Source organism: Thermobifida fusca NBRC 14071 = JCM 3263, assembly GCF_001592045.1.
Taxonomy (GTDB): domain Bacteria; phylum Actinomycetota; class Actinomycetes; order Streptosporangiales; family Streptosporangiaceae; genus Thermobifida; species Thermobifida fusca.
The window spans coordinates 1-11,993 of sequence record NZ_BCWB01000069.1 but is presented as its reverse complement, the minus strand read 5'-3'; the positions used below and the strand labels follow the sequence as shown (position 1 = coordinate 11,993).

11 protein-coding genes, 1 tRNA gene and 1 CRISPR repeat array are annotated in these 11,993 nt (G+C 65.3%); of the genes, 8 read left to right on the top strand and 4 right to left on the bottom strand.

From position 1 onward, the window contains the following. Positions 1 to 11 precede the first annotated feature (11 nt). Positions 12 to 791 (bottom strand): GntR family transcriptional regulator, encoded by a 780-nt coding sequence (locus TF1_RS15260; RefSeq protein WP_011293358.1) that lies wholly within the window; start codon positions 789 to 791, stop codon positions 12 to 14. A 75-nt stretch (positions 792 to 866) separates the two neighbouring features. On the opposite strand from TF1_RS15260, the gene TF1_RS15255 reads away from it, so the two are divergent. Further along, the gene (locus tag TF1_RS15255; protein WP_016189377.1) at positions 867 to 1,277 is read left to right on the top strand and encodes an NUDIX hydrolase; all 411 of its coding nucleotides are present in this window, start codon (positions 867 to 869) and stop codon (positions 1,275 to 1,277) included. Positions 1,278 to 2,248: 971 nt separating this feature from the next. Beyond that, positions 2,249 to 3,924: direct repeats of the CRISPR family, unit length 29 nt; unit sequence GTGAGCCCCACGCACGTGGGGATGGACCG. Between the two features lie 179 nt (positions 3,925 to 4,103). Here the strand turns inward: TF1_RS15255 and TF1_RS15250 are convergent. Further along, positions 4,104 to 4,177 (bottom strand) — tRNA-Gly (locus TF1_RS15250). A gap of 134 nt (positions 4,178 to 4,311) precedes the next feature. Here TF1_RS15250 and dcd point away from each other — a divergent pair. Next, positions 4,312 to 4,902, top strand: coding sequence for a dCTP deaminase (dcd, locus tag TF1_RS15245; protein WP_011293355.1), 591 nt, complete (start codon positions 4,312 to 4,314; stop codon positions 4,900 to 4,902). On the opposite strand, the gene TF1_RS15240 is transcribed toward dcd, so the two are convergent. Continuing rightward, on the bottom strand, positions 4,896 to 5,525 hold the full coding sequence (locus TF1_RS15240) for a rhomboid family intramembrane serine protease (protein ID WP_011293354.1): 630 nt from the start codon (positions 5,523 to 5,525) through the stop codon (positions 4,896 to 4,898). The genes dcd and TF1_RS15240 overlap by 7 nt on opposite strands. 478 nt (positions 5,526 to 6,003) lie before the next feature. Here TF1_RS15240 and TF1_RS15235 point away from each other — a divergent pair, with 478 nt between their 5' ends. The 3 genes from TF1_RS15235 (at position 6,004) to TF1_RS15225 (ending at position 9,364) form a co-directional block, all read left to right on the top strand. After that, positions 6,004 to 7,080, top strand: coding sequence for a quaternary amine ABC transporter ATP-binding protein (locus TF1_RS15235; RefSeq protein ID WP_173668342.1), 1,077 nt, complete (start codon positions 6,004 to 6,006; stop codon positions 7,078 to 7,080). Beyond that, the gene (locus TF1_RS15230; protein WP_016189375.1) at positions 7,077 to 8,324 is read left to right on the top strand and encodes an ABC transporter permease; all 1,248 of its coding nucleotides are present in this window, start codon (positions 7,077 to 7,079) and stop codon (positions 8,322 to 8,324) included. Before TF1_RS15235 ends, TF1_RS15230 begins: the two co-directional genes overlap by 4 nt. A 98-nt stretch (positions 8,325 to 8,422) precedes the next feature. Then, on the top strand, positions 8,423 to 9,364 hold the full coding sequence (locus tag TF1_RS15225; RefSeq protein ID WP_011293351.1) for a glycine betaine ABC transporter substrate-binding protein: 942 nt from the start codon (positions 8,423 to 8,425) through the stop codon (positions 9,362 to 9,364). 73 nt (positions 9,365 to 9,437) lie between these two features. Here TF1_RS15225 and TF1_RS15220 read toward each other — a convergent pair whose 3' ends face one another. Continuing rightward, positions 9,438 to 9,923: a hypothetical protein gene (locus tag TF1_RS15220; protein WP_061784010.1), complete on the bottom strand. Its 486-nt coding sequence runs from the start codon at positions 9,921 to 9,923 to the stop codon at positions 9,438 to 9,440. Between the two features lie 325 nt (positions 9,924 to 10,248). On the opposite strand from TF1_RS15220, the gene TF1_RS15215 reads away from it, so the two are divergent. The 3 genes from TF1_RS15215 (at position 10,249) to TF1_RS15205 (ending at position 11,923) form a co-directional block, all read left to right on the top strand. After that, positions 10,249 to 10,752 (top strand): hypothetical protein, encoded by a 504-nt coding sequence (locus tag TF1_RS15215; RefSeq protein ID WP_016189374.1) that lies wholly within the window; start codon positions 10,249 to 10,251, stop codon positions 10,750 to 10,752. Positions 10,753 to 10,955: 203 nt separating this feature from the next. Then, entirely contained in the window at positions 10,956 to 11,318 is a 363-nt protein-coding gene (locus TF1_RS15210) for a hypothetical protein (RefSeq protein WP_011293348.1), read from the top strand. 242 nt (positions 11,319 to 11,560) lie between these two features. Continuing rightward, positions 11,561 to 11,923: a DsrE family protein gene (locus TF1_RS15205; protein WP_011293347.1), complete on the top strand. Its 363-nt coding sequence runs from the start codon at positions 11,561 to 11,563 to the stop codon at positions 11,921 to 11,923. The last annotated feature ends 70 nt before the right edge of the window (positions 11,924 to 11,993 follow it).

Here is an 11,993-nt window from a genome sequence, read left to right as displayed (position 1 = left end):
GGAACCACCGGTTAGTCCGTCGCAGGAATCCGGTAGTCGAGCACGAACTGATCAGCAGCCATGATCGTGTCGCAGACCTCTACCACGCGCCCTGTCGTGGTCACCGCGTTGCGGGTGAGGTGGATGACCGGAGAGCCGGGACTCAGTCTCAGCGCGCTCGCCTCCTGTTTGGTCGCGATACGCACTCGAATGGTCTCGGTGTACTCGGCGAACTCGTGCCCGTGGTCCTCTAGTCGGGCGTAGATACCGCCTCCACCCGGATTCTCCTCGAACAGTTCGGGGATGTCTCGAGCCACATCCCATGGCAGATACGACGTCGCTTCCTCAGCCGGGGTCCCGTCACTGAAGTACAGGCGGCGCCGGGCCAGCACCTTGGCCCCTTCCTCCACCCCCAAGCGGTCGGCGATCTCCCGTGGAGCAGGAACCGGACCGATCGAGAGCACCTGAACTGTAGGCTTCACTCCCGCCTGTTCAGTCTCCGCGATGTAGGCGGCCTTGCCGGCCCGCCGGTGCGAACGCCGAAAGCGATCCGAGGACTTGCGCGTCACCGGAGGACGCGACTTTACAAACGAGCCTTTGCCCTGGTAGGTCACCACCAGGCCAGCCGTGCGCAGTTCTGCGACGGCCTTGCGAACCGTTCCCGAGGAGACGCCGTAACGCTCCATCAGCGCCGCCTCGCTGGGAATCTCCTCGCCCGGAGCCAGACGGCCGGACTTGATCTGTTCCTCGATGTCGTCAGCGATCTGGAGGTACATCGGCTTCGCCGACCTTGCCCCTACTGTGCTCGCCATAGTCCTTGGGTACCTCCTATGCTCCTGTACATGGGTAACAGGACCAGAGAAGCCCCGTCAACGCCGCTGCATTCAGTGTCAGTTGCGGGAGCCGTCATCCGAGACGACGGGCGGTTTCTGGCCATCCGCCGCCGGGACAACGGAACGTGGGAACTTCCCGGCGGCGTCCTGGAACTGGATGAGACCCCCGAGGACGGCGTCGTCCGCGAAGTGCGGGAAGAGACCGGCATCCTGGTGAAAGTGGACCGCCTCACCGGCGTCTACAAGAACATGGCCCGCGGAATCGTCGCCCTGGTCTTCCGCTGCCACCCTGCCGGAGGCCGGGAACACCCCTCTTCGGAGTCGACCGCCGTCGCCTGGCTCACTCCCGAAGAAGTGAAAGAGCGGATGACCGAAGTTTACTCGGTCCGCCTCCTCGACGCCCTGGACAGCGACGCACCCCACGTCCGCACACACGACGGCAAACGCCTCCACCCAGCACGCTAGTCAGAGACTTCGCCTTCCGGCATTGACTGCCGAATTGGGCTATGTGGGGATCAAGGCGTTGGCGCTGCGCGCCGCCGCCCGGTCCGGAGCTACCCCCAAAGGGCTCTTGATTGGACCTGCCGTGGTAGGCAACCGTCCAATGGCCGTAGTCACCGAGCTGTGGTTTCTGGCGTCCTCGGTTCCCGTGGCACTCGATCGCGCGGCTCTGCCTGTCTGTGGCTGAGGACTCCGGCGCGGTCGAGCACCTTGGATCAAGGACCGTGGTTACCCGCCGCTGTGGTTGCCGAAATCCCGGGTGACGCAGGGCTGCCCCGATCCCGTAGCGTCGCTGCCCCCGTGCTGACACGGCTGCTAACAACGGCTCCGAATAGGGATGGACAGCTCTGGAATCACGGCACTCTCGGACAGGCTTCCACCCAGATCAGAAGCCGTTTCCGGACCTCCACAGACATTCCGCACACGACTACGGATCAGAAGGTTGGGGGTTCAAGTCCCTCCGAGTGCGCCACCTGTGACTGAGGGCGGCACCTGAGAGATGCCTGCCCTCAGTCGTCTGCTTCAAGGATCGCTTCAGCAATTGCTCCGGTCTGCTGAAGCCGGTTTCCATCCCATCACTCTTAGGCGTTTCTCTGGGTCGCTGTTCCCCGCGTCTTCACATCAAACATGGGTGTGTGCTTCCCATGCACCCCGTATCGATAGGGATTCGAGCCTGCACGGCTGGTATCGCTGCGGCCTGGAGACAGCATGGGGACGCACCAACCAGTCGTGACGCCTCCGGAGTGATAACGGTGCTCACGGCATCGCCTCTTCAACCCCCTGGGGCCACCAGCTGTCGCCAGGCTGCGGTGATCAGTTGGGTTCGAGCCCTGATCAGATTTCTGGAAAACGGTCTAGAATGTCTTGTGTGATGAAGCTGCCTACGCCTTTGATAACGATGAGATAACGTCTCGTAAATCTGCAGGTCAGCTTCTGTGAGCCCCACGCACGTGGGGATGGACCGTCGCCGCGGCGCGGGCTGCGGCGCGGGCCGCCGTGAGCCCCACGCACGTGGGGATGGACCGATCGCTGATAATTACAACGCTTCTCAAGCCGCAGTGAGCCCCACGCACGTGGGGATGGACCGATCCCACCTCCACTACCGGAACGCGGACGTTCATGAGCCCCACGCACGTGGGGATGGACCGTCATCGTCCGGATACAGGCCCCGGTAGGGGTCGTGAGCCCCACGCACGTGGGGATGGACCGTCCCCCACCGCGGTCTCCTCCTGGGAGCACGTGTGAGCCCCACGCACGTGGGGATGGACCGTCCGCGTAGGCCTGGCCGAACGCCGCGCGGGTGTGAGCCCCACGCACGTGGGGATGGACCGCTCGCGCCGGTGCTGGGTGATCGGGATGGCCTGTGAGCCCCACGCACGTGGGGATGGACCGAACTAGAGACCGCCCTAAGCCAGGTCCAAACCGTGAGCCCCACGCACGTGGGGATGGACCGACCACCTGCACGACCACCGGGCGGAGATCCTCGTGAGCCCCACGCACGTGGGGATGGACCCGCGTGCACACTGCCGCGGCGGATCTGGGCTGCCGTGAGCCCCACGCACGTGGGGATGGACCGGCCCGGGTGAACGCGATGGAGCGGCAGGGTCGGTGAGCCCCACGCACGTGGGGATGGACCGGTCACCGTCTGCATCATCCCGGGGGACCGGGTGTGAGCCCCACGCACGTGGGGATGGACCGGCATCCCGTTTGGGGAGCACGCGGACGCTTCGGTGAGCCCCACGCACGTGGGGATGGACCGCCGAATTCGACGAATAAAGTATCGGGAATAGAGTGAGCCCCACGCACGTGGGGATGGACCGACCAACCGGTGGATCGCCGCGTGCACACGACGGTGAGCCCCACGCACGTGGGGATGGACCGGCTGCTGATGACGTGCCGTGCTGGATGCGAAAGTGAGCCCCACGCACGTGGGGATGGACCGTCCTCGATGATCGCCGTCTCGGCGACCCGGACGTGAGCCCCACGCACGTGGGGATGGACCGCCGAGGGGATCCTTGCTTGGGCAGTACGCGGTGTGAGCCCCACGCACGTGGGGATGGACCGGCGTGGCCGAGCGGCTCCAGGTCAGCTTCTGTGAGCCCCACGCACGTGGGGATGGACCTGCGAGCTGGACCGTGCTCCTCCCGTCGAGGTCGTGAGCCCCACGCACGTGGGGATGGACCCTGTTCCCGGCCGGTTCCCCCGCACTCGCTGCAGTGAGCCCCACGCACGTGGGGATGGACCGATCTCACCAGCCAGCTCAGCTGGGGCTACCAGGTGAGCCCCACGCACGTGGGGATGGACCGATCTCACCAGCCAGCTCAGCTGGGGCTACCAGGTGAGCCCCACGCACGTGGGGATGGACCGGTGAAACCCAGGCCAGAACAACGCGGAATCACGTGAGCCCCACGCACGTGGGGATGGACCGCGGATCATCGCGCTGATGGATGAGCGGGGTGAGTGAGCCCCACGCACGTGGGGATGGACCGACCATCCCGCGGTCGGTAGACCTGGCAGAACGGTGAGCCCCACGCACGTGGGGATGGACCGGGCTCGCCATCGGTGTAGTCCAGCAGGGCGCGGTGAGCCCTACGCACGTGGGGATAGGCCGAGCTGAGACGAGGGCGGGAGAACAACAGTGCGGGTGGGCTGTCCTTTCCCGCTGTGCAGAGCTGGGTGGGGGAGAGGACGAGTCAGCAGACAGTGTGGAACGGGCGTACGCCCTCAGGCGCTCTTTCAACGCTGAAGGCCCAGGCTCGGGATGATCTCCCTGACCTGGGCCTTCGCTTGTGGAGCGGATGACGGGAATCGAACCCGCGTCTTCAGCTTGGGAAGCTGAGGTTCTACCATTGAACTACATCCGCACTGGTGGCGATCTCGCCTACGGCTAGGCTATCACGCTCGGCGAGTTCACCGATAAGAATAACCATCTCGGCGAAGCTTGCAAGGGGAGAGCTGCCCTGCCGAGGTAGGGAAAACACAAGGTAGATTCTTTACTGTGCTTCTCTCCGACCGTGACCTTAGAGCCGCCATCGAATCGGGGCGGGTCAAGCTAGACCCCTACGACCCTGAGCTTGTCCAGCCGTCGAGCATCGACGTGCGGCTGGACCGCTACTTCCGGGTGTTCGAGAACCACAAGTACCCCCACATCGACCCGGCGGTGGAGCAGCCGGGGCTGACCCGGCTGGTTGAACCGGAAGGGGATGAGCCGTTCATCCTGCACCCGGGCGAGTTTGTGCTGGCGTCCACTTACGAGATGGTGACGCTTCCCAACGACATCGCCAGCCGTTTGGAAGGCAAGAGCTCTTTGGGACGGCTGGGGCTGCTCACCCACTCCACGGCCGGGTTCATCGACCCGGGGTTCTCCGGGCACGTCACCCTTGAGCTGTCCAACGTGTCGACGCTGCCGATCAAGCTCTACCCCGGAATGCGCATCGGGCAGTTGTGCATGTTCCAACTGTCCTCGCCCGCGGAGAACCCCTACGGCTCTGAGGTGTGCGGGTCGCGCTACCAGGGGCAGCGTGGTCCCACCCCTTCGAGGTCCTACCTCAACTTCACGCGCACGAAGATCCGGGAGGGGGATCAGTAGCCCGGATACCCCGGGGGACCGTAGGGGCCATAGGGGCCGTAGCCCGGTGGGGGAAGCTGCTGGCGTTTGGGCCGCGTGGGCAGGATGTAGGCGGCGAGCAGGCCGCCGAGGAAGCCGAAGAGGTGCGCCTGCCACGAGATGCCTTGGCCTTGCGGTAGCACGCCGAAGATCAGCCCGCCGTAGAAGAGTACGGTGCAGATCATGATGACGATGTCGATCGTCTTGCGTTCCACGAAGCCGCGGAGCACCAGGTAGCCGAAGTAGCCGAAGATGAGGCCGCTCGCGCCGACGGTCAAGGAGTAGGGCACGGAGAGCAGCCACACGCCGATCCCGCTGACGACGGCGATGATGAGCGACGCCCACAGGAAGCGTCCCAGCCCGCTGAACGCCACCAGGGAGCCGAGGACGAGGAAGGGCACGGTGTTGGCGGTGAGGTGGGCGAGGTTGGCGTGCATGAACGGTGCGGTGAACACCGTCCACAGGTTGTCGGCGACCCAGGCGTGGATGCCGAACTGGCGGTCGAGTAGGCCGCCGAGGAGGAAGAAGTCGACGATCTCCAGGATCCACATCGCCGCGGCGAATACCGCGACGGTCAGGACTGCGCTGATCCGGGACTTGGTCATTCTTCGACTCTATTGAACCGGGTTTGCTGCGGGGAAGGGCAGGCTTGCGCGCCCGTAGCTGTCACGTTCTGTGATGTCCCGCATCCAGACAGTTGGTCACTGAGAGTTTCTGTCTGGTTGCGCAGACGAACTGTCAGGCCAAGAAATAGTGATCCAAATCACTCAAAAATGACCAGTGATGTAAATCACAAAATCTTGCTTTTTGGGCTCCCTATCCCCCCTTGCATGAGGGACTTTTCCGAACCCGCTTCTTAAACCTGTTGCTTCTCTGTGATCTTTCTAAGGGAAATCCCAGGTCAACGACTCTAAGGTGTCATAACCGCGCAAAACGGACGTGTGGTGTGTGAAGTGTAGGGCTTAGCGGTCACACCAGGCCCAGCAACTCAGCCCCGCGCGTTCCTCAGTGGCACGTCACAAGAGCCGAGGAGGGCACCACACAGAAGACGCCGTGCCAGACGAAGTCGACCGAAGGGAAACCGTGCCAGCTGTACGCGCGAACCACCTGTACAAGGTGTTCGGCAAACGAGCATCCCAAGCCGTCGCACTGTTGTCGGACGGGCGCCACCGCGACACGATCAAGGACCTGAACGTCACAGCCGCGGTCATCGACGTCTCCTTCGAAGTCCAGCCAGGTGAGATCTTCGTGGTCATGGGGCTTTCCGGGTCCGGGAAGTCCACGTTGATCCGCATGCTCAACGGGCTGCTGCCGCCGACTGCGGGGACAGTGGAGATCGACGGAACCGACATCACCACCCTGTCCCGGCGCGCCCTGCGCGCCCTGCGCGGCGAAAAGATCAGCATGGTCTTCCAGCACTTTGCGCTCCTCCCGCACCGCACTGTGCTGGAGAACGCCGCCTACGGGCTGGAAGTCCGCGGGGTGTCGCGTGCCGAGCGCCACGAACGCGCCGCGCACGCCCTCGACCTGGTCGGACTGGGCGACTGGAAGGACCACCTGCCCAACCAGCTTTCCGGTGGGATGCAACAGCGCGTCGGCTTGGCACGGGCGTTGACCGCCGACACCGACATCATCCTCATGGACGAGGCGTTCAGCGCCCTCGACCCGCTGATCCGCCGCGACATGCAGACCCAGCTCCTGCAACTCCAGGCGGAACTGGGGAAGACCATCGTCTTCATCACCCACGACCTGAACGAGGCGATGCGCCTCGGCAACCGCATCTGCGTGCTCCGCGACGGGCGTGTCGTCCAGATCGGCACCCCCGAGGAGATCCTCAACCACCCGGCCGACGACTACGTGGCCCGGTTCACCGAGGACGTGGACCGCAGCCGCGTGCTCACCGCGGCCTCCGTCATGGAGCCCGCTCCCAAGGCCGAGGCTGCCGACTGGGAGCGCGTGGCACCGGACGCCCCCGTCGTCGAACTGTTCCAGCGGGTGGCTGCCTGCGACAGCCCGCTCGCCGTGGTCGACAAGGAAGACCGAGTCATCGGCGCGGTGTCGCCCACCACGATCCTGTCCGCGCTCGCGATGCCGGAGGAGGCGAGCAGCGCTGTGCCCAGCCTGGCGAACGGTACTCGACGTGAAGGGGCTGCCAAGTGAGCTGGCTTTCGCCCTTCCCACCCCGGATTCCGCTCGGTGAGGGCTTCGAAGCATTCAACACGTGGCTCAAAGACCACTTCGGTGGGCTATTCGACGTCATCGGCACCGTCATCAACTGGGCGGTCACCACGCTCCGGGACTTCCTCACCGAACCCCAGGCCACCCAGTTGACGGCGATCGCCGCCGCCATCCTGGCGGTGCTCCTCGTGCGGGCGCGTCCCATCCCGGTGCTCGTCATCGTCGGCAGCACCATTGCCCTGTACGTGGGGCAGGCGACGTTCGAGCTGGGCAACACGCTCGTCAACCATTCACCGCCGCAGCTCTTCCTGTGGGCGATGCACCTGTTCGGCCAGGAGAAAGTGGAATCCAACCTGGTCATCGGGATCGTTGCTCTCATCGCCCTCGTCGTGGTCGCCGCCGTCTACCGGATCCGGCTGCCGTTGGTTGCTGCCGTTGCTGGCGGCTGGCTGGCGGTGATCCTGTGCGGCTGGCTGCTGTTCGGCGCGATCCCCGAGGTGATCGGCCAGCCCACAGCCATCCTCATGATGCTGCTGCTCAGCACCCTGGCGTGGGTGGTGGCGGGCTGGAAGCTCGGCGTGTTCTCCCTGGTGGCGCTCACGCTCGTGATCAGCATCGAGCAGTGGAGCAACGCCATGTCGACCCTGGCCCTGGTGCTGGTGGCCAGCCTCATCGCGGTAGTCATCGCCATCCCCATCGGGATCGTGGCCGCCTACAGCACCGTGGTCAGCCGCATCGTCAAACCGGTGTTGGACCTCATGCAGACGATGCCGGCCTTCGTCTACCTGATCCCGGCGATCTTCTTCTTCTCGCTCGGCGCTGTCCCCGGGGTTGTGGCCACCGTGGTGTTTGCCATGCCTCCTGGGGTGCGCCTCACCGAGCTGGGCATCCGGCAGATCGATAAAGAGGTCGTGGAAGCGGGTGAAGCATTCGGCGCCTCCCCCTTCAAGATCCTCACCGGGATCCAGTTGCCGCTGGCACTGTCCACGATCATGGCGGGCGTCAACCAGGTGATCATGCTCGGCCTGTCCATGGTCGTCATCGCCGGCATGGTCGGCGCTGGAGGACTCGGCAACCAGGTCTACCAAGGCATTTCCCGCAACGACGGCGCGCTCGGTTTCGAAGGCGGTATCGCCGTCGTCATCCTCGCAATCTTCCTGGACCGGCTCACCGCGGCGATCACCCGCCGCTCGCCGCAGGCTCGCGCCGAGCGCGCCGCGGCCTGACCGGACCACACAGACCGCGCCGTCGCTCCCGAACGCGCGGCGGCCCACGCTTCCTTCCCGCACGGAAGCGTGCAGCACGAGTAGAAGGGAACCACGACGTGAAACCCACCAAGCGCACCCGGCGCTTCGCCACGGTTGCTGCTGGACTGACTTCATTGGTCCTGCTGGCCACTGCCTGCGGAGGAGACGGGGGTAGCGGCCTGGCGGGCGGAGACGAAGCTTCGGGGCACGACGGCAAACAGATTGAGATCGCCCTCATCCCGTGGGAAGAAGCCATCGCTACCACCCACATGTGGAAGGTGATCCTCGAAGAACTCGACTACGAGGTGACGATCACCGAGGTCGACGTGGCGCCCATGTACCAGGGGGTGGCCAACGGCGACATCGACATGTTCCTGGACACGTGGCTTCCTCTCACCCACGGCGACTACTGGGAGGAGTACGGCGAGCAGGTGGAGGACCTCGGCGCCTGGTACGACAACGCGGTGCTGACCCTCACCGTCCCCTCGTATGTGGACGAGGTGGACTCCATCGCCGACCTGGCCGACCACGCCGACCTGTTCGGCGGCCGGATCGTCGGTATCGAATCCGGGTCGGGCCTGGTGCGTACCACTAAGGAAGAGGCGATCCCCACCTACGGCCTGGACGACTACGAGCTGATCGAGTCCTCGACCGCGGCGATGCTCGCCGAGCTGGACTCGGCGATCTCCGACGAGGAGCCGATCGTGGTCACCTTGTGGCGGCCGCACATCGCCTACGCCCAGTACGACCTGAAGGACCTGGAGGACCCTGAAGGCGCGATGGGCGGCGCGGAGGAGATCCACGCTGTGGGCCGCAAGGGCTTCAGCGAGGACTTCCCCGAGCTCGCCGAGTGGCTCCGCAACTTCGAGCTCAGCGACGAAGAGTTGAGCTCCTTGGAACAGGCCGTGCTCGCTGACCACGAGGACGACCCGGAGGCGGGGGCCCGCGAGTGGCTGACCGCCAACCCCGAGTTCCTCGAGCGCACCCTGGGTGACGCGGCGAAGGACCTCTCCTTCTGATCCGGCGCGCCGACACCGGCGGTGGGGTTGTCCCAGTACAGGGATGACCCCACCGGGGCGGCTGGGCAGGCGTTTAGGCGCCCGCGGTGATCGACCGGTCCCGGGGCGGGATGCCCGCGGTGTTCATGAACGCTTCCACTTTGGCCGGTGAGGTCGCGGCGGTGAGCGGCAGGTACGGGCGGCCGGCCCGACGGCCTTCCACCGACGGGAAGATCTTGGGCCGTCCCGTGGGGTCGCACAGGCCCAGCGACCGGATACGGCCAGGAAGCAGATAGTAGGAACCGATCTCCGAGAACGGGATGCGCACCACGTAGCGGCCGCGTATGTAGCAGAACTCCTGGCCGTCGATCTCCAAGACCGGGGTTTGGGCGCGCAGGCCGTGCCAGACCAGGGCCAGACCGACGCCGATGGTGAGCACGCCTAGCACCACACTGGCCCAGTGGGACGGATCAAGCGCGATGATGACCCCGCCGAGCGCTACCACGGCCGCTCCGCCCCACAGTTCGACGTATTTGTGCACCAAGGGGCAGGTGAGGCGAACCTTCTGGGTCACGGACATGCCTCTTTCACAGTTGTCTGGATCTCGCGACGAGCCACGGGAGAACCCGCCGTCCCAGTGACCGGCGTGGAGCTGTCAACCGAAGCCACCCATGGTGAGTGGGGCATCTGTCGCGGGAGAGAAGCGATGACTATCGCTGAAGGAACCATATCGTTCCCTGGCGTCCGTTAGGTGCCGAATCCTCACCTCAGCGGCGTGCTCATGGCCGCTTTCCGCTCCGAAGCTGAAGGAGTTCCATGGGAAGGCCAAGGACAGGTATTGGGAGCAGAGGTCGGCGGGAATGACCGGCATGACGAGTGCCCGACGTGGAGGAGACGGACAGGCCATGGCCCGCCTCAGCATTGACTTCGGTGACCACGCAACTGCTATCGCGGCGGCGGTGCGCGCCCGGCGCGAAGAGCTGGGGTGTGGTCAGCTCGAGTTCGCCCAGCAGACCCCGAAGATTCCCTTGCGGCTGCTGCAGGACGTGGAGCGCGGCCGGAGGACCAAGTACAGCAGGGACGTGTGCGCCAAGCTGGAGTTCAAGCTGGGGTGGACGCGTGGGTCGATTGAGCGGATGGCTGCGGGCGGGCTGCCTGAGGAGGTCAACGACCTCATCTCGGTGGTGCGGGACGAGGACCAGGGCACGGAGACGCGGCGCTATCTGATCGGCAACGAGGAGCTGTTGCAGCGCATCTACGTCGACTTGCAGGCGACGACCGCGGACATGCCGGAGGAGGAGGCGCGTGCGCTTGTGGAGCAGGCTTTGGAGAGCGCGCGGACCCAGGCGCTCCTCGTCGTCCACCGGGAGAAGCGAAAACGGATGAGCCGCAACCGCGCAGCCCGGTGAATGCTGCGGACAGATCACCGCGGAGGTGAGCGGAAGAGCAGGTCCGGTAAGGTAAGGAAACTTTCCTCGCATATCGTTGCGGGGTAGTGCAAGAATAGTGACACAACGTCGTGTGGTGGCCGCTGGGGATCGGGAGGAGCACGCGGAAACCCTGAACTCCTTGGGCGGCCGCCGTGTCCGCACCGTGTTCACGAGGGATCACAATGCCGCAGCCATCCCACAGCCGCTCCCGGGCCGGACCTCGAACGCCGCGACTGTCGCTCACCTACAGCCCACTCCCACCGCACGTACCTTTCTTGTTGACCCGGCACCGGTACGGGACACTCCTCACCATTCGCGAATCATCCACGTACGCCGAGCTGATCGACGCAGGGCTGCGGCAGATGCAGCCGAAACTGCGGGATCTCGTCTTCACGGCCCTGGGCATGGGTGACCCGCACGCTCCCGGCGGCGTCCAGTTCCGGGGGGACCCGAACGAGAAGATGGACTGGGACTTCATTTACCGCCTGGAGGAAGCGGGACGTATCCTGCCGTGGCCGCACAAGAACTCCACGGCACGTTCCTGAGCCTGGGCGGCGTACCCCGTCGGTTCAAAGAGGCATCACCGGCCTGGCATCGGGAGCCGGAGAGCGCCCCTGCGGGCGCCCCAGCGGGTGTGGCCCGCGCCCCGGCTCCCCTCCCCAAGGACCCCTCTTTCCCCGCACGCTGCAGGTTCGCGGATGCCGGGCTGCGCCAGGCATCCGGGAGGAATCGTGGCGTTCTCGACGAAGCGCGGAACCCGGTCGGGGACGGACGTTACGCTGACGGCATGGAACGCGTGTTGGTGATCAAGGCGACCGCCGGCGAGGACGCTCCGGAACGCTGCAACCAGGCGTTCACGGTCGCGGCAGCGGCGGTGGCGAGCGGGGTGCGGGTGTCGCTGTGGCTGACGGGGGAGGCGAGTTGGCTAGCGGTTCCCGGGCGAGCTGAACAGTTCTCTTTGCCGCACGCGACGCCGCTCAACGAGCTGCTCGACGTCGTGCTTTCAAGCGGCCAGGTCACCGTGTGCAGCCAGTGTGCGGCGCGGCGTTCGCTGACCGAAGAGGACCTGATCGAGGGCGTGCGGATCGCGGGCGCTCCCACTTTTGTGGAAGAAGTCATGGCAGAGGGAGCCCAAGCCCTGGTCTATTAAAAAGGTGTGCTCCTCTCCCGAGCGGCGTGGTACCGGGTGCCACTCGAGACAGGAGCTGTGGAGAGAGGCC